The sequence below is a fragment of the Streptomyces sp. CAI-85 genome (assembly GCF_013363615.1).
GTDB lineage: Bacteria > Actinomycetota > Actinomycetes > Streptomycetales > Streptomycetaceae > Streptomyces > Streptomyces antibioticus_B.
The window spans coordinates 11,187-28,610 of record NZ_JAANNX010000003.1 but is presented as its reverse complement, the minus strand read 5'-3'; the positions used below and the strand labels follow the sequence as shown (position 1 = coordinate 28,610).

General features: G+C 71.4%; 13 protein-coding genes. 2 read left to right on the top strand and 11 right to left on the bottom strand.

What is annotated here, in order from left to right; all coding sequences use genetic code 11:
- Positions 1–11: 11 nt before the first annotated feature.
- The 7 genes from pheA to G6W55_RS05725 all read right to left on the bottom strand — a co-directional run bounded on the left by pheA (position 12) and on the right by G6W55_RS05725 (position 9,364).
- Positions 12–857: a prephenate dehydratase gene (gene pheA, locus G6W55_RS05755; protein ID WP_175519684.1), complete on the bottom strand. Its 846-nt coding sequence runs from the start codon at positions 855–857 to the stop codon at positions 12–14.
- Between the two features lie 9 nt (positions 858–866).
- On the bottom strand, positions 867–1,271 hold the full coding sequence (locus G6W55_RS05750; protein WP_175519683.1) for a nuclear transport factor 2 family protein: 405 nt from the start codon (positions 1,269–1,271) through the stop codon (positions 867–869).
- 33 nt (positions 1,272–1,304) lie between these two features.
- On the bottom strand, positions 1,305–2,225 hold the full coding sequence (locus G6W55_RS05745) for an NAD(P)-dependent oxidoreductase (RefSeq protein WP_175519682.1): 921 nt from the start codon (positions 2,223–2,225) through the stop codon (positions 1,305–1,307).
- A gap of 31 nt (positions 2,226–2,256) precedes the next feature.
- On the bottom strand, positions 2,257–5,004 hold the full coding sequence (locus G6W55_RS05740) for a non-ribosomal peptide synthetase (protein ID WP_175519681.1): 2,748 nt from the start codon (positions 5,002–5,004) through the stop codon (positions 2,257–2,259).
- 298 nt (positions 5,005–5,302) lie between these two features.
- Positions 5,303–6,007 carry a response regulator transcription factor gene (locus G6W55_RS05735; RefSeq protein WP_175519680.1) on the bottom strand — a complete coding sequence of 235 codons (705 nt, stop codon included), beginning with the start codon at positions 6,005–6,007 and terminating at the stop codon, positions 5,303–5,305.
- Positions 6,008–6,618: 611 nt separating this feature from the next.
- Positions 6,619–7,269 carry a TetR/AcrR family transcriptional regulator gene (locus tag G6W55_RS05730; RefSeq protein WP_175519679.1) on the bottom strand — a complete coding sequence of 217 codons (651 nt, stop codon included), beginning with the start codon at positions 7,267–7,269 and terminating at the stop codon, positions 6,619–6,621.
- Positions 7,270–7,297: 28 nt separating this feature from the next.
- On the bottom strand, positions 7,298–9,364 hold the full coding sequence (locus G6W55_RS05725; RefSeq protein WP_175519678.1) for a discoidin domain-containing protein: 2,067 nt from the start codon (positions 9,362–9,364) through the stop codon (positions 7,298–7,300).
- A gap of 208 nt (positions 9,365–9,572) precedes the next feature.
- On the opposite strand from G6W55_RS05725, the gene G6W55_RS05720 reads away from it, so the two are divergent.
- Positions 9,573–10,523: a TIGR01777 family oxidoreductase gene (locus G6W55_RS05720; RefSeq protein WP_175519677.1), complete on the top strand. Its 951-nt coding sequence runs from the start codon at positions 9,573–9,575 to the stop codon at positions 10,521–10,523.
- 42 nt (positions 10,524–10,565) lie between these two features.
- Entirely contained in the window at positions 10,566–11,828 is a 1,263-nt protein-coding gene (locus G6W55_RS05715; protein ID WP_175519676.1) for an MFS transporter, read from the top strand.
- A gap of 278 nt (positions 11,829–12,106) precedes the next feature.
- On the opposite strand, the gene G6W55_RS05710 is transcribed toward G6W55_RS05715, so the two are convergent.
- From G6W55_RS05710 to G6W55_RS38290, 4 genes are read right to left on the bottom strand one after another with little or no spacing between them, the layout of a single operon-like run.
- Complete coding sequence (locus tag G6W55_RS05710; RefSeq protein WP_175519675.1) at positions 12,107–13,909, bottom strand: ABC transporter ATP-binding protein; 1,803 nt, start codon at positions 13,907–13,909, stop codon at positions 12,107–12,109.
- Positions 13,906–14,778 carry an ABC transporter permease gene (locus tag G6W55_RS05705; protein WP_175519674.1) on the bottom strand — a complete coding sequence of 291 codons (873 nt, stop codon included), beginning with the start codon at positions 14,776–14,778 and terminating at the stop codon, positions 13,906–13,908. The genes G6W55_RS05710 and G6W55_RS05705 overlap by 4 nt, the downstream gene beginning before the upstream one ends.
- Positions 14,779–14,813: 35 nt before the next feature.
- Complete coding sequence (locus G6W55_RS05700) at positions 14,814–15,752, bottom strand: ABC transporter permease (protein WP_309243642.1); 939 nt, start codon at positions 15,750–15,752, stop codon at positions 14,814–14,816.
- The gene (locus G6W55_RS38290) at positions 15,749–17,395 is read right to left on the bottom strand and encodes an ABC transporter substrate-binding protein (RefSeq protein WP_217686586.1); all 1,647 of its coding nucleotides are present in this window, start codon (positions 17,393–17,395) and stop codon (positions 15,749–15,751) included. Before G6W55_RS38290 ends, G6W55_RS05700 begins: the two co-directional genes overlap by 4 nt.
- Positions 17,396–17,424 lie beyond the last annotated feature (29 nt).

Genomic DNA, 17,424 nt, shown 5'->3' with positions numbered 1-17,424 from the left:
CGCGGTGCCGGTCAGGCGGGCTGTTCCCGCCGCCGTCCCCAGCGCGGATAGCTGCCCAGGAAGCGGGCGCCCGCGCCCAGTCCGGCGATCGCGGACATCGCCTCGCGGACGGGCGGGTTCTCGATGTGGCCGTCGACGTCGATGAAGTAGCGGTAGCTGCCCAGACGGTCGCCGGTGGGCCAGGAGTGCAGCCGGCTGACCTCGATGTCCCGGGAGGAGAACTCGGCGAGGATGTCGAGCAGCCGGCCGGGTCCGTCGCCCGGGTTCACCATCAGGGAGGTGCGGTCCAGCCGGGTGCGTGCCGCCGGGAACCAGGCCGGGGCGACCACCACGAACCGGGTGACCGCGCCCGCCCGCTGGCCGATGCCGGTGGCCAGGGTGGAGAGCCCGTACAGATCCGCCGCCAGCGGTGCCGCGACCGCGGCGGCCCCCGCCGCCGACGCCGTCCCGGCCACCTCGCGCGCCGCGGCCGCCGTGGAGTCGGCCGGCCGGGTCCGTGCCCCGGGCAGATGCTCCGCCAGCCAGCGCGCGCACTGGGCGAGCGCGTGCGGATGGCTCGACACCTCGGTGACGGACGAGAGGTCGGTGCCTTCCCGCGCCATCAGCGCGAACGTCACCGGCACCTCCACCTCGGCGGTGATGTGCAGCTCCGCCGATACCAGTTGGTCCATGGTGACGGGCACCACGCCCTTCACGGAGTTCTCCAGCGGGACGACGGCCGCCGCGCACTCCCCGCGGCGCACCGCGTCCAGCGCCGCGGGCACCGTGGGGAAGGGACGGCCGGGACCGGCGGGCACGACCCGGCGCAGCGCCGCCTGGGTGAACGTGCCCTCCGGGCCCAGATAGGCGTACGTCATGACGGTCCGTCAGCTCTCTATCAGCCGGTGGAAGAGCACGGTGTCGAAGATGTCCTCCATACGGACCGCCTTGCCGTCCCGGAAGGTCCAGGAGTGCACGAAGTCCAGGGTCTCGGTGTGCCCGGAGTGCGAGGTGACGTCCCGGGTGCCGAAGACCACGATCCGGTCGCCGGAGCGGACGAACTCCATGGGGTGCAGCTTCATGCCGCCCAGCACGGTGGGCACATGGGCGAGGAACCCCTTCACTCCGGCGTGGCCCACCTTGGTGCCGCCGAGGCCGTACTCGCTCATGCCCTCGGGGTGGATCCACTCCACGTCCTCGGACAGGACGGCGAGCAGCGCGTCCACGTCCCGGGTGTGGAACGCCTGGTAGGCCGCCTGGATCAGATGGAGGTTGGTCTCCTGCGCTTTCACCGGACTCGGTCTCCTCGTCGGTTCGTCACGTCGTCACTTCGTGTACTCGGGGTACATGGACTCGACCGTGCGGCGGATGCCCTCGCGCCAGCCGACCTTGCAGGGGCCGGTCAGCCGCCTGCGCAGCGCCGGGTCGAACTGGTAGGTCTCCCGGGTGACCTCGCTCGGCACGAGCTTGGCCTCGACGCCGGTCAGCTCCTCCAGATAGCGGACGCAGTCGGTCATGCCGACCGGTTCGTCGCCGCCCCAGTTGGTGAGGACGGCCGGCACCGACGCGGCCTCCCACAGCTTGGGCACCTGCTCGATCAGGTCGTCGGTGTGGAGGAGGGAGCACCAGTTCTGGCCCTCGACGGGCACCGGGATGGGCTCGCCGGCCAGCATCCGCTTGAAGTACAGCATCGGTACGCCGCCGTAACCGCCGGGCCCGTAGGCGATGTTGAGGCGGGCGATGATCGTCGGCAGGTTCAGGGTGCGGGCGAAGGCGCGGACCGTGCCCTCGGTGGCGATCTTGGCGACGGGGTAGACAGGCAGCCAGTCGGCGACGCCGTCGACCGGGTCGTCCTCGGTGTAGGCGTGGTCGAGGGTCTGGCGGGCGTACAGGGCGCCGGTGGAGACGTACAGGAACGCCTCGGCGGTACGGCAGTGGGTCATCAGCCTGCCGGTGGCGACGGTGTTGACCTCGATCGCGGTGTTGAAGTCGCCGTCCTCGCCGCGCCGTACGGCGGAGTGGATGACATGGGTGAAGTCCTCGGGCAGGCCCTTGAGGGTGTCGTCGCCGGTGTCGTCCATGTCCCAGCGGAACGTGGTGACGCCGTGCCCGGTGAGGGCCTCCTCGGAGCCGGGGGTGCCGAACCGGCCGAGCGCCCAGACCTCGTTGTCCCCCGCGAGGGCCTTGGCGACGGGTCCCGCCACCTGTCCGGTGCCCCCGGTGACGAGGATCTTCTTGCCGTGCATCATGCTCTCCTGCCGTGGTGGGGGTGGGTGTTCAGCCGGCGTCGCCGAGCGCGCGGTCGAGTTCCTTGCGCAGGACCGACTGGAAGACGGCGACGTGGTGCGGGCCCATCAGCGTGTAGTGCTCGCCGGGGACGTCGAGGTAGCGGACGTCGGGGCAGTGCTCGTCCCAGCGGCTCAGCTCGTTGTTGAGCCAGTCCTCCTTGGTGCCGCGCAGCGGGATCGCGTAGAAGACGGACATGGTGCGCACCGAGCCGCTGGGCGCGTAGGTGCGGCCCAGGTCGGTGAGGCCGTCGGCGAGGGTGGCCCAGGCCGTGAACTTCTCCAGGGTGAGGTCGAGTTCGGCGAGCCGGGCGGGCGGCGCGAGGCCGATGAAGTGCGCGAGCTGCTCCTCGCGGGTGAGGTGGCGCAGTTGTCCGGGCAGGTCGAGGGACTGCTTCTTGTCGATGAGGGCGAGGAAGAAGGCCAGGTTGGCGGCGGTCTCGACGAAGTCCAGTTCGTTCATGCGGTACTTGATGTGCGGCGGGAGGTTGAAGCTGCCGACGAAGTCGACGCGCTCGCCCTGGGCCTCCAGGACCTTGGCGATCTCGAAGGCGACGGCTCCGCCGTAGGAGTATCCGGCGACGGCGTAGGGGCCGTGCGGCTGTTTCGCGCGGATCGCGTCGACGTAGGTGGAGACCATCTCCTCGAAGCTCTCGAAGGGCTTCTCCCCCGGGTTGAAGCCGCGGGCCCGCAGGGCGTAGAACGGCCGGTCGCCGACGAAGTACTTGGCGAGGTTGACGAAGACGAGGACCTCGCCGACGCCCGGGTGCACACAGAACAGCGGGGTCTTGTCGCCCACGACCTGCATGGGGACGATCGGGTCGTAGGGGCGTTCGGCGCCGGCGTCCTCGCCGAGCCGGGCGGCGAGTTCACGGACGGTGGGGGCCGTCAGCACGGTGATGATCTGGAGGTCGTGCGCGCCGAGCCGCTGGGCGACCAGGCTGCGCAGCCGCAGGATGTCCAGCGAAGTGCCGCCCAGGTCGAAGAAGTTGGCGGTGGCGCTCAGCTTCTCCGGGTCGGTGTCGAACATCTCGGCGTAGATCCCGGCGAGGATCCGCTCAGTGTCGCCCTCGGGGGCGGTGTATCCGCCGAGGCGGCGCAGGACGAGGTCGGCGACCGCGTCGGTGGTCTCCCGGTAGGCGCCGGCCTCCAGGCGTTTGCGCATCAGGGCGCGCTGGATCTTGCCGAGGCTGGTCTTGGGGAAGGCGTCCTTGGGCAGCGGCAGGATCAGCGCGGGGCGGAAGCCCCAGTGCATGACGACCCCGGAGCGCACCGCCGACAGCACCCGGTACAGGGCGAGTTCGTCGCCGTCGGCGGTCTCCGGGTGGAAGGCCACGACGAGTTGCTCGGTGTCGCTGCCGGGGGCGCGGGTGGGGAAGGCGGCGACGTAGGAGCGGGCGACGCCGTCGAGCTGTTCCAGGACGGTCTCGATGTCATGGCTGAAGTAGTTGACGCCATTGACGATGACGCTGTCCTTGCTGCGGCCGACGAGGGTGAGGCGGCCGTCGTCGAGGCGGCCGAGGTCGCCGCTGCGGAACCAGCCGTCGGCGGTGAAGGCGTCCCGGGTGGCCTGCTCGTTGTTGTGGTAGCCCGGGGTGATCATGGGTCCGACGAGTTGGAGTTCACCGGTCTCGCCCGGGCCCAGTTCGTGGTCGTGCTCGTCGACGACCCGCAGCCGCAGGCCCTCCACCGGGGTGCCGAGGTTGGCGAACTCCTGGCCTTGGTCGAAGGCGGGGAACGTCTGCGAGTAGATGGATCCGGCGCAGGTCTCGGTCATGCCGAAGGCGGGCCACAGGGCGTCGGGGCGCAGTCCGTGGGCGGCGAAGCGGTGCAGGAAGGTCTCGCCGGTGGTGCGGACGACGGCCTCGCCGCCGCTGATGATGTGGCGCAGCCGGGACAGGTCGACCGGGCCGGTCTCCTCCAGCCGGTCGGCGGCGGCGTTCAGCAGCCCCAGCAGGAAGTTGGGGGTGAAGGTCATGGTGACGCCGTGCCGGGAGATCAGCCGCAGGAACTCCAGGGGTTCGCCGAGGACGACGGCGGCCTCGACGTGCAGTTGGGTGGCGCCCGCGTACAGGGGCAGCAGATGGCATTCGAGGAGGGCGGCCACATGGTCGAAGGAGACCCAGTTGAGGGAGACGTCGTCGGGGCCGAGCCGGTGGTGGCCGTTCTTGCCGGCCATGGAGGCGAGCAGGTTGGCGTGGGTGAGGCGGACGGCCTTGGAGTTGCCGGTGGAGCCCGAGGTCAGCACCAGCAGGGCGGTGTCGTCGGGGTCGGCCTCGTGCGGGGCGGCGGCGGGCTCGGTGGCGTACAGGCCGGACAGCGGGGTGACGTCGAGGCCGTCCACCCGCGGGAGTTCGGCGGCGAGGGTCTCGGTGGTGACGACCAGCGGCCGGTCCAGGAGGGTGTTCACATGGCCGAGCTGGGCGGCCCAGCGCTCGGGGTCGCCGCCGAGGGGTGCCATCGGGACGGGCACGAAACCGCCGAGCAGACAGGCCCAGAACGCGGGCAGGAACTCCTGCGGGCGCTCCAGGAGCAGGACGACGTTGTCACGCGGGGCGAGGCCGCGGGCGCGCAGGCCGGTGAGGACCCGGCGGGCCTCGTCGACGAGTTCGGGATAGGGCTGGAGCCATGAGCCGTCCGGTCCGGCGTCGCCCCGAGGGTAGAGGAGGCCGGATCCGGGGTGGTTCTCGGCGGCCCGCAGCAGGAGGTCCGCGATGGTCCGGGTCGATGAAATGGCCATGGTCATATCGATGCCCTTCTCTTCTCGTTCGCGAGGAGACGCGCCCCTGGGGGCGGTGGTCGGGGCGTCGCCGGATGACGCCGGCGGCCGCGGTGACCGGGCGGCCGCGCGCCTGTGGCCGGGAGGATCCGCCGGTGCGAAAGTCGGCGCACAGGGCCTTGACAACTAGCCTCTGCGGGCCGGGTATCCGGTTTCAACAGACCTGGTTTCAGGGCTTCGTCAGGTTTCACAAATCCGCGCGGGTGTGTGCGCCGCGGTGCAGATCCATGTCAGAGGAACGTCAGATGCCCAGGTGAATTCATCCGTTGCCGAGCCTGAACCCCACTCCCCTGATGGTGATGATCCAGTCACTCGCGCCCAGTTTGTTGCGCAGACTGCTGACATGTGTGTCGACGGTCCGCCGCGACCAGGAATCGCCCCATACCTGCTGCATGAGCCGATTTCGCGGAATGACACTTCCCGGGTGGGAGGCGAGCAGATGCAGGAGATCGAATTCCTTCCGGGTGACGACCACGGGCCTTCCGTAGAGGCTCACCTCGCGGGATCCTGCGTCGATCGTGAGGGGCCCGTGCGAAATGACGTCGGCGGTCCGCGGCACGGGCCGGGCCCGCCGCATCACCGCCTGCATCCGCGCCATCAGCTCCCGGAAGCCGTACGGCTTGACCATGTAGTCGTCGGCCCCGGCCTGGAGGCCGAGGACGCGGTCCAGTTCGGTGCCGCGGGCGGTGAGGGCGATGATGGGGATGTCGGAGACGGTCCTGATGGCCCGGCAGACCTCCAGCCCGTCCAGGTCGGGCAGTTCCAGGTCGATGAGGACGAGGTCGGCGTCCCCGTAGACCTGGAGGGCCGTGCCGCCCCGTTCGACCGCGGTCACCTCATGGCCGTGGCGGCGCAATCCATGGATCAAGGACTCCGCGTATTGGACATCGTTTTCCACCACGAGAACCCGCCACGACTTCCCGGCATTCGCCAGAACCGGCAGTTCCGGAGCACGCTGACTCATCGTCTCCCCCAAGACTCGTCTAGCTCTCGAAGAACCCCGCCCGGGCAGGGCCACGGCATGCGGCGAGTCTAAAAACCCGTTCTTCGGACTGTCAAAGATCCATGGCGTAAACGAGCTATGTCGAACGAGTCAAAGGGAGTTCCGTGCTCCGATTGGGGACCCTTGGAAAATAACGGACGAAGGGGAACGCCGGTCTTGTGTGGATCAAGCCATTCCCGATGCCCGCAACCAGCGATTCGTCCCCTCTCGGACTGCCCTCCGGGACGATGTGACGGATACCCGGGGGATCGCCGCACGTCTTCTACATGTACACGATCGAACGGAGTGCGCCTCACCCCCTCCACTGGCCGGAACCAGGTGGTCAACGGCGTATGCGCCCCTCCCGCTCACCCGCCCGCAATGCCCTCGTCATCCCGCGCCCGGCCGTCCGGAAGAGTCGCGTTCCGAGCGCAGGAAGGCCGAAAAGAGGCACGAACACGTATGTTCCCAGCGAACCCGGGAGTTCCCTCGTGCGCGGGAATCCCTCGGAGAGTCTGCAATTTCACGGAACCCGTCGATTCACTTGAGAGAAGAAAATTACGAGCCTTTTACCGCCGGTCGGGAACACGCCGTCAGCCGGCCCGCACCAGCCCCGCGATATGCGCCGTCACCGTCTCCAGGATGTCCGTCCAGGCTTCCTCGTCACCGAGGACGAGGTAGTTCAGGGTCAGTCCGTCGGTCATGGCGGCCAGATAGCGGGCCAGGACGGAGACGGGCACCTGGAGGCGGAGGTCCATGTCCCGCCGGAGCTGCTCGATGAGGTCGGCGTACGCCTCGGCGTAGAGCTCGTACTGACGCCGGGCCAGATGCTCGAAACCGGGCTGGCGCAGGGCGTACTGGGTGAGTTCGTACGTCAGCATGTGCTCGTCGGGATGGGCCCGGACATGGTCCCAGTAGGCCCGGAACCCGGCCGCGACGGTCTCCTCCAGGGTCGCCCCGGGAGCCGGGGCGTCCGTGGGGGCCGGGGCGTCCGTGGGGGCCGGGGCGTCCGTGGGGCGCAGGGCGTCCTTCACCACCGTCACCGAGTGGTCGGTGAGGGTGGTGATGACGGACTCGATCAACGCCTGCTTGGAGTCGAAGCAGTAGTGGAAGACGCTCAGGGACACCTCGGCCTCGGCGGCGATGGACCGGGTCGTCGTCCTCGCGACGCCGTCCCGGGCCATCGCCCTGATCGCGGCTTCGGTGAGCTGCCGGCGCCGTTCGGCCGACGGCATCCGTGCCATGGGGGTCCTCGCTGCTCCTCGCGTGCGGTCAGGCGCTGTGCACGCCCACTTCGTACAGCGAGTATCCCCACTCGGTGCCGCGGCCGAGGCCGTGCACCCGGACGTAGCGGGCCGGGGTGCCGGTGAAGCGGGCGGTGTCCAGCCCGCCGTCACCGGCCGTGGTGGACCAGGCGGTCTGCCAGGTGGTGCCGTCGGTGGACAGCTCCACGCGGTACGACCTGGCGTAGGCGCGCTCCCAGTCGAGGGTGACACGGGAGACCAGGTGGGTGGAGCCGAGGTCGACCTGCCACCACTGGTCGTCGCTCCAGTCGCTGGCCCAGCGGGTTCCGCCGTCGCCGTCGGCGGCGCGTCCCGGCTGGTAGCTGGTGAACAGGCTCCACTCCGAGGAACTCGCCGACGCCGTACGGCCCTTGGCGAGGTTCACCCCGGCCTGGTGCCGCTCGGAGGCGCCCCAGGTGCCGAGATAGGACTCGGCGCCCTTGAAGAGGTCGTCCACCACGCCCTGCCCGGCGACGAGCCGGATGTCCTCGATCCAGTCGGGGATCAGACCGGCGTGCGCGGCGCCGTCGGTGTTGACGTCCCAGGTACGTGAGCCGGTGGTCTGCCGGTCGATGACGGAGCCGCCGTCGACGCTCTTGAAGGGGTACTTCACCGGGTTCGAGGCGGTGGCGCCGCGCGGGGCCGGGTGGTCGCCGACGCCGTTGAAGTCGGTGCCGTAGCCATAGCCGACGCCGTACTTGTCGCGCAGGGCCTCGGTGCGGGCCGCCTCCTGGCCGAAGCCCTCGGAGCCGTGCATGTACTGGGCGACGAAGCCGCCGAGGGCGTAGACCCGCTCGGTCCAGTTGAGGTCCATCCAACTGTGCGAGGAGATCACCCCCGGGTAGGAGGCGGACTCGAAGAGGTCGAGGACCTGGCCGGTGGCCTTGACGCTCATATGGTCGATCTCGAGCATCATCTTGCGCTTCATCATGCCGCGGACGGCGTACTCGCCGAGGTCGGTGAGACCGCGCACGTTGCACTGCGCGCCGGCGGCGTAGTCCGGCACCTCGGTGCCCGCGGGCAGTTGGGCCTCGGCCGTGGAGGCGGCGTCGCCGATGGGGTTGTCGTGCTGCGGGCCGGTGCACTGCTCGGTCTTCCAGAAGGTGCCGGTGGACAGGAACTGGCCGACGTTGATGGCGGTGCCGAGGCCGCCGGAGTCGAAGCGGACGCCGCACAGCGCGTTGTCGAACTTGTGGCACAGGAACATGCTGCGCACGCCGAGGTCGTACAGCTCGTCGAGGCCCTTGTCGATGTCCGCCTTGCTGCACTGGGCGATGTCGAGGATCTGCTTGCAGCCGAACGGCTCGGAGGTCTCCACGCCCAGGATCACGGCGAGTTTGCCCTGTTCGATCACGGAGCGGGCCTGGGCGCTGTCGGTGACGATCCGGAACCAGCCCTTGCCGGTGCCGCCGTACTGCTTGTCGATGAACGCCTGGAGGTCGTAGGTGAGTTTGGCCTGGAGCCGGATCGAGGTCATCTCGTCGCAGCTCCGGTCCTTGAAGAAGTAGACCGAGCAGATCACGCCGTTGGTGACGAGGTCGTTGACGAGCACCCGCTGGCCGCCGCGCCAGGCGCGCTCCACCCAGGCGTAGTAGTCGGCCTGATGGGTCATCGAGTCGTAGGCCGGCCAGTCGGCGAAGGTGGGCCAGCCGACGGGGTCGTGCCGTCCGTCGCCGCCGTGGGTGATGTAGTCGAAGATCGCGAGGGTGCCGTCGGGGTAGTGCTCGGGGCAGTCCTTGAGGGCGTCGGCGATGCCGGCCTCGGAGAACACCTTGCCGCAGATCAGCCGTCCGCCGAACGCCTCGTTGGAGAACAGGTGGTTGTGGGCGTCGACGAATCCCCGCACCTCGCCTGCCGCATCGGTGCCCTTGAAGGGCTCCCCCGTCACGTTGATCTGCGAGTCGGGGGCGGGCCGGGCGGTCGGGTTCCACCAGTCGGTGGCCGCCGAGCTGGGTGTGGGGCCGAGGATCGTGGCCAGGACGAGGAGGAGCAACGCGGCGACGGTGACGTCCCTGCGTCTGCGGTTCGGGCGGCGGGTCCAGGTCACGGGCCACATCCCTCGGTGGTGGGGGGATCGCGCGGTCGTCGACGGGCTTTCGGCGAACTTCAACAGATTGTCATGACCGCGCAATATGTGTGACGAGGATCCCGACTGACGGTTGACGAGTCAAGAGTCCGGGACGCTTGACCTGATGAGCCCTGAGAGGGTTTTGAACGCGTTCAAATAGAGGGTACGCTCCTCGCATCGACGAGGGGAGCGGACGATGAGGATCGTCGTACCGGGCGGGACCGGACAGGTGGGCACGGTGCTGCGGCGCGCCCTGACCGCGGCGGGACACGAGGTCGTGGTGCTGAGCAGACGGCCCTCGGGGCCCGGCGAGCGGGCCTGGGACGGCCGCACCCTGGGCGCCTGGGCCGCGGAGATCGACGGCAGTGACGTCGTGATCAACCTGGCGGGCCGCAGCGTCAGTTGCCGCTACACCCCCGCCAACCTCAAGGCGATGATGGACTCCCGGGTGGAGTCTGCCCGGGTGGTGGGCGAGGCGATCGCCGCCGCCGCGCGGCCTCCGGCGCTCTGGCTCCAGATGAGCACGGCCACGATCTACACCCATCGCTTCGACGCCCCCAACGACGAGGCGACCGGGGAGATCGGCGGCTCCGAGCCCGGTGTCCCCGGCTACTGGAGCTACAGCGTCGACATCGCGACGGCCTGGGAGCGGGAGGTGGAGAAGGCGGACACCCCGCGCACCCGCACGGTGGCGCTGCGGTCCGCCATGGTGATGAGCCCCGACCGGGGCGGGGTGTTCGACGTGCTGTCCCGGCTGGCCCGGCTCGGGCTCGGCGGGCCGGTCGCGGGCGGCGCGCAGTACGTGTCGTGGATCCACGACCACGACTTCGTGCGCGCCGTGGAGTTCCTGATCGCCCGCGAGGACGTGTCGGGCCCGGTGAACCTGGCCGCCCCGGCCCCGGTGCCGCAGCGCGGGTTCATGCGCGCGCTGCGCTCCGCGTGGGGCGTGCCGGTGGGGCTGCCCGCCACCCGCTGGATGGCCGAGGCCGGCGCGTTCGCCCTGCGCTCGGACACCGAACTGCTCCTCAAGAGCCGCCGGGTCGTCCCCGGCCGGCTGCTCGCGGAGGGCTTCGCCTTCGAGCACCCCGAGTGGCCGGAGGCGGCCGGTGACCTCGCGGCCAGGGCACGGCGGCAGCGCAGGTCCTGACCTGCGGTTCCGGTCTCCCGGACCACTGTTAGCCTGCCGCCCATGATCAAGGGGAGCGCGGGCGGCCGCATATCCGGCCTGGAGGAGGGCAGCGGGCCGGAGCGCGTGCTGATCGCCGCCAGTTTCGTCAACCGGGTCGGCAACGGCCTGTTCAACGCCGCGTCGGCGCTCTACTTCACCCTGGTCGTGGGGCTTCCCGCCGCGCACGTCGGCGCCGCCCTCACCATCGCCGGACTGACCGGCCTGCTCGCGGGCATCCCCGGCGGACAGCTCGCCGACCGGCACGGGGCGCGGCGGATCATGACGGCTGCCCTCACCGTCCAGGCGCTGTCGATGGCGGCGCTCGTCCTCGTGGAGAGCTGGGCGGCGCTCACCGTCGTAGCGACGGTCGACCAGGTCGCCGCGGCGGCCGGCGGGGCCGCTTGGGGCGCCCTGGTGGCCCGGGTCGGCGGCGACCGCCCGGCACGGTTCCGGGCGAAGCTGCGCACCTTCGTCAACCTCGGCGTCATCCTCGGCACGGGCGGTGCCGGGGCGGCGGTGGCCCTCGGCACCCGGGCCGCCTATGTCGCGCTGATCCTCGGCAACGCGGCGAGCTTCGCCCTGTGCGCGGCGCTCCTCCTGCTGCTCCCCCGCTATCCGGTGCTCGCGGCACCGGAACGGCGGCGCCGGTGGCTCGCGTTCTCCGACCGGCCGTTCCTGATGTTCACCGCCCTGTTCGGGGCGATGGGGCTCCAGTACCCGGTGGTGTCCCTGCTGCTGCCGATCTGGATCTCCGAGCACACGGAGGCGCCGCGCTGGACCGTGGCGGCGCTGTTCGCCGTCAACTCCGCCTTCTGCATGCTCCTCCAGACCAGGATCGGCTCCCGGGTCGAGACCCTCCGCGACGGCGGCGGCGCCTTCCGCGCCGCGGGCCTGCTCTTCCTGGTGAGCTGCCCGATGATGGCGCTCGCGGCCCACACCCCGGTCTGGGCGGCGGTCGGGCTGGTCGTCGCGGCGGTCTTCGTGCACAGCCTGGGCGAGGTGTGGGAGTCCTCGGCGGGCTTCGCCCTCGGCTTCGGCCTCGCCCCCGACCACGCCCAGGGCCAGTACCAGGGCGTCCTCGGCCTCGGCTTCTCCGCGGGCCAGGCCCTGGCCCCCGTCGTCCTCACCACGGTCGTCCTCGGCCTCGGCACGGCGGGCTGGCTGCTCCTGGCGGTGTTCTTCGCGGCCCTGGGCACGGCGGGCCCGCCTCTGGCCCGCTGGGGCGAGCGGACCCGGCCGACGCCGGGCGTCACCGCGGAGGCGGAGACGACAACGACGAGTTGACGGCGGCCCGGCAACCTACGGCGGCCTTCACGGCTCCGGCGCGCCGCGGGCGGAGAGGAGGACGGCAACGTGACCGCGGCCCTGCGGCTGACGCCGGTCTTCACCGCCCGGCGCGCCGCAGCCTCACCCCTCACCCCTCACCCGCCGGGCACACGGATCCGGCCCCGCCCCGACGGCACCACGGACGCGGAGACGAGGCCACCAAGGTGACGGCGACGCCGTAGACCGGCGGCTCTCTTCGCGGCCCTCGCCGCTGCGCCCCCGGCCCGAGCCGCGCGTCACGGCGGAGGCGGAGCCGAGGACGACAGGATGACCGGGGTCGGTGCCGGGGCGAACGGGGTGCCCGGGACCGCCGCCAGGAGGCGTCGGGTGTAGGGCTCGGTGGGGTGTGCGAAGACCGTGCGGACGTCGCCGGACTCGACCACCGCCCCGTCCTTCATCACCAGGACGCGGTCGCTGATGTGGTGGACCACCCCCAGGTCGTGGGAGATGAACAGCAGTGTCACGCCCGTCTCGCGGCGCAGGTCGTCGAGGAGGTCGAGGATCTGCGCCTGGACGGAGACGTCCAGCGCGGACACCGGTTCGTCGCACACGACGACGTCCGGGGCCGGTGCCAGGGCGCGGGCGATGGCCACGCGCTGGCGCTGTCCGCCCGAGAGTTCCCGGGGGCGCCGGCGCAGCACGGAGGCGGGCAGCCCGACCTGGTCGAGCAGGGCCGCCGCCCTGGCACGCCGTTCGCGCCGCCCCCGTACCGCGGTGAGCGCGATGGCCTCCCCCAGGACGCGTTCGACGTCGTAGCGGGGGTCGAAGGAGCCGAGCGGGTCCTGCTGCACGGCCTGGACGCGCGGGCGCAGCGGCCGGCGCCGCTTCTCGGGCACGCCGGTCCACGGGGTGCCGTGGAAGCGGACGGTTCCCGCGTCCGGTTCGGTCAGGCCGAGCAGGATCCGGGCGACCGTGGTCTTGCCGGAGCCGGACTCCCCGACGATGCCGAGCGTCTCGCCGCCGTGGAGGGTCAAGGACACGTCGCGCACGGCGTCGTAGGCGGTGCCGTCGGGGGCCCGGTAGCGCTTGGTGAGGTGCTCGGCCACCAACAGGGGCGCTCCGAAGGCCCGTTCGGTGCCGGCGGCGGTCGCGGGGGCGAGCTGGAGGAGGGACGTCCGCGGGTGGTGGCAGACGCTGCCGTACGTGTCGCGCTCGGGCAGCGTGGTGCGGCAGTCGTCGTCCGCCCAGGGGCAGCGGGCGGCGTAGGCGCAGCCCTCCGCCTCCGCCGGGGTGCCGGGCGGCCGGGGCGAGGACAGCCGGGTGCCCTTGGTGTGGGTGGCGGGTACGGCGTCCAGCAGGGCGCGGGTGTAGGGGTGGCGCGGGGTGCCCAGGACCCGGGCGGTGGGGCCCTGTTCGACGACGCGTCCGCCGTACATGACGGCCACCCGGTCGGCGAGGCCGGCCACCACCGACAGGTCGTGGCTGATCAGCAGCAGGGAGGTGCCGCGGCCGCGGAGCGTGTCGAGGAGCGCGAGGACCTGGGCCTGCACGGTGACGTCGAGGGCGGTGGTCGGTTCGTCGGCGATCAGCAGGTCGGGTTCGGCGGCGACGGCCGAGGCGATGAGGGCGCGCTGCCGCAGCCCGCCGGAGAGTTCGTGCGGGTACTGCCGGGCCCGTCGGCCGGGCTCGGGGACCCCGACGTCCGCCAGGAGCGACAGGACGCGGCCCGGGACGTCGGCGCGGGGCAGCAGCCGGTGGGTGCGCAGGGGTTCGGCGATCTCGTCGCCGACGCGGCGCAGCGGGTCGAGGGAGCCCAGGGCGTCCTGGAGGACGAGCCCGATGCGCCGCCCGCGCAGCGACCGCCACGCCGGTTCCCGCAGGGTGCGCAGATCGGTGCCGTCGAAGGCGAGACGGCGGGCGCCGACCGCCGCGCCGCGTCCGGCCAGGCCCGCCAGCGCGCGGGCGGTGACGCTCTTGCCGGAGCCCGACTCGCCGACCAGGGCGAGGCATTCGCCGCGGTCGAGGGAGAGGGAGACGTCACGGACGGCGTGCAGGGGGCCGAAGGACACGTGCAGTCCCTCGACGTCGAGGAGGCTCATCGGTCGGTCCTCCGGGTGAAGCGGACCTGCGCCCGCCGTCCCACGACGTTGACGGCGAGGGCGGTGCAGGTGATGGCCGCGCCCGGGAACACCCCGATCCACCAGGCCGTGGAGAGGAAGTTGCGCCCTTCGGAGAGCATGGTCCCCCATTCGGGTGAGGGCGGCTGCGGGCCGAGGCCGAGGAAGCTGAGCCCGGAGGCCGCGATCAGGGACGCGCCGAAGCCGACGGTGGCGAGGACCAGCATCGGCCCGAGGGCGTTGGGCACGATGTGCCGCAGGATCAGCAGGGGGCGGCGCAGACCGAGCACGGTGGCGGACTCGACGTATCCGGAGGTGCGCACGACCAGGGTCTCCGCGCGCACGATGCGGGCGTAGCCGGGTGCGAAGGCGACGGCGATGGCGATCGTGACGTTGACGGAGCCCGGGCCGAGGACGGTCACGGTGAGCAGGGCCAGCAGGATCGGCGGCAGGGCGAGCAGGACGTCCGCCAGCCGCATCAGGGTGCGGTCGGCCCAGCGCCCGCCGAGGGCGGCGGCCAGGCCCAGGGCCGCTCCCCCGGCGACGGCGAGCAGCGTGGAGCCGAGGCCGAGCAGAACGGAGGTGCGGGTGCCGTAGAGGACGCGGGTGAAGAGGTCGCGGCCGAGCTGGTCGGTGCCGAACCAGTGGGCGGCGCCGGGGGCGGTGAGCGCGTGGGCGGGGTCGGTCTCGACGGGTGAGGCGGAGGTGAACAGCGCGGGGTGGGCCGCCGCGAGACCGATCAGGGTCAGGGCGGCCGCGGCGGCCAGGGGCGCCGGCCGGGGCGGGCCCGGCCACGGTCGGCCGCGCGGCGCCCGCCGGGGCGGGGCGGCGCTGGTGGTGGCGACGGTCATGGGTGCAGCGGCCTTTCTCGCCGACGCGGTGGGGGTCACCGGGTCCTGAGCCGGGGGTCGATCACGAGGTAGAGCAGGTCGATCAGGGTGGACAGCAGGACGAACACGAACGCGGACAGCAGCACCAGTCCGATGACGAGCGGGATGTCCTTGTTGGTGGCGGCCTGGAGGGTGAGGGCGCCGATGCCGGGGCGGCCGAACACCGTCTCGACGAGGACCGCCCCGCCGAGCAGCGATCCGGTGAGCCAGCCGGTGAGGGTGACCAGCGGGATCGCCGCGTGCCGCAGCGCGTGCCGCAGCCGTACGGCGGTGGCGCTGAGCCCCCGGGCGCGGGCGGTCACCGCGAACGGCTGGCCGAGCGCCGTCTCCAGCCCCTCGCGCAGGACCTGCGCCAGCACTCCGGCGAGGGACAGGGCGAGGGTCACGGCCGGAAGCACCAGCGACGCGAAGTCCTGGGCCCCCGCCACGGGGAAGATCTGAAGCCGGAAGGAGAACGCCGTCAGCAGCAGGATGCCCGTCCAGTACGACGGGGTGGACACCGCCAGCAGTTCGGCGAAGGAGGCCAGGCCGCGCAGGGCGCGGTTGCGTCCGGCCGTCGCCACGGCCAGGACGAGGGCGGCGGTGACGGCCAGCAGCAGGGCGAACAGGGCGAGTTGGACGGTGGGCCAGAGCTGTTCGCCGATCAGTCCGGCCACCGGCCGCTGGAGCTGGTAGGACTCGCCGAGGTCGCCGGTGAACAGATGGCCGAGGTAGTGCAGGTACTGCACGGCCACCGGCCGGTCCAGGCCGTAGGCGCGGGTGATCTCGGCCCGCACCTCGGGCGAGGCCGCGGTGCCGGGGCCGAGCATCACCGACACCGGGTCGCCGGGGATGAGCTGGAGCGTCAGGAACGCCAGGGTCGCGGCGCCCAGCAGCACGGCCAGCGCGGCCGCCAGGCGCCCGGCGACGGGCCTCAGGAGGGCGGTCGCCCTCACTTGCCGAGCCACGCGTCGTAGAAGCTGATCCAGGTGTTGGGGTCGGTCTTCAGACCGTGCACCGAGGTGGAGACGCCGGCGACGGCCGTACGGACGTACAGCGGGATCTCGGTGGCGAGGTCGACGACCTTCTTCTGGGTGTCCCCGTACAGCTTGCGCCGGGTGTCCTTGTCCAGCGTGGCCTGCGCGTCGTTCGTCCACTTGTCGAGGTCGGCGTCCTTGTAGAACGTCGCGTTCTGGCCGCCCTTGCGGGGGTCGCTGGCGCTGTTGAAGTACAGGCGCAGCACGTCCGGGTCGAAGCGGGCCCAACTGTAGTCGGCGATGCCCTCCTTGCCGGCGTAGACCTTCTCGATGTAGGTGCCGATGTCGAGGCGGGGGCGCTTGATCTCGATGCCGAGCTTCTTGAGGTCGGCCTGGATCGCCTGGCCGAGGGTGTCGCGCTGTTCGCGGATGTACTCCTGCGGCATCAGCGGCCATTCGATGCTGAGGCGCTTGCCGCCCTTGGTGCGGTACCCGTCGGCGTCGCGCTTCGTCCAGCCGGCCTCGTCGAGGTTCCTGTTCGCGAGGGCGGGGTCGTAACCCCAGGTGTTCTCCAGGGACTTGTCGTAGTACGGGGTGGTGGGGCTGATGGGGCTCCAGGCCCGCTTGTACACGCCGAAGTAGACGCTCTTGACGGCGGTGTCGATGTCGATGCCGCGCTGCACGGCCCGGCGGACGCGGATGTCGTCCAGCGGCTTCTGCGTGGTGTTGAGGACCAGGGCGTAATTGGCGCCGGGCGCCTGGGTGGTGAGGGTCTCGAGCTGCTGGTTCGCCTTGACGGTCTTGACGTCGGCGGGCGGGATCGGGTCGGCGATCTGCACCTGGCCGCTGGTGAGGGCGCCGACGCGGGTGGCGTCCTGGGAGAGGAAGCGGATGGTCAGCTTCTCCAGGTAGGCCGGGCCCTTGTGGGCGGCCGTGTCCGGCGCCCAGTCGTAGTCGGGGTTGCGGGTCAGGGTGACGCTCTGGCCCTTGGTGTAGCTCGTGAACTTGAAGGGTCCCGTGCCCACGTCGGCCGCTCCGCCGGCGCTGAGCTTGCCGCCGTACTTCTTGATCGCGGCCGGGGAGTAGAAGCCGAGGTAGGGGGTGCTGGCCGCCTGGAGGAAGGAGGCGACCGGCGAGGAGAACCGCACCGTGACGGTGTGGTCGTCGACGACCGTGGTGCCGGTGTAGGGGCCCAGCAGGCTGGAGGCGTACTGGGACTTGGTGGCGGGGTCGACGATCCGGTCGAAGTTGACCTTGACGGCCTGGGCGTCGAAGGGGGTGCCGTCGGTGAACTTCACGCCCTCGCGCAGATGGAAGGTGAAGGTCTTCAGATCGTCGGACACGGTCCACTTGGTGGCGAGCCACGGGTGGAACTCGCCGTCGGCGTCCTGGTGGACGAGGGAGTCGAAGACGTTGCGCTGGATGGCGCCGGTGATGTCCTGCGGGCTGGCGTGGATGTCGAAGGACACCGGTTCCGTGTCCACGGCGTAGGTGAGCGAGCCGCCGCTGACCGGCTTGCCCGCGGCGTCGCCCTTCCCCGTGCCGGAGGCACCGGAGCAGGCGGCGAGGAACAGCGAGCCGACGGCGGTGAGGACGAGTGCTCTGGAGCGGTCGAGGGGCATGAGGGAACTCCGGTGGGTCTCGGAAGGGC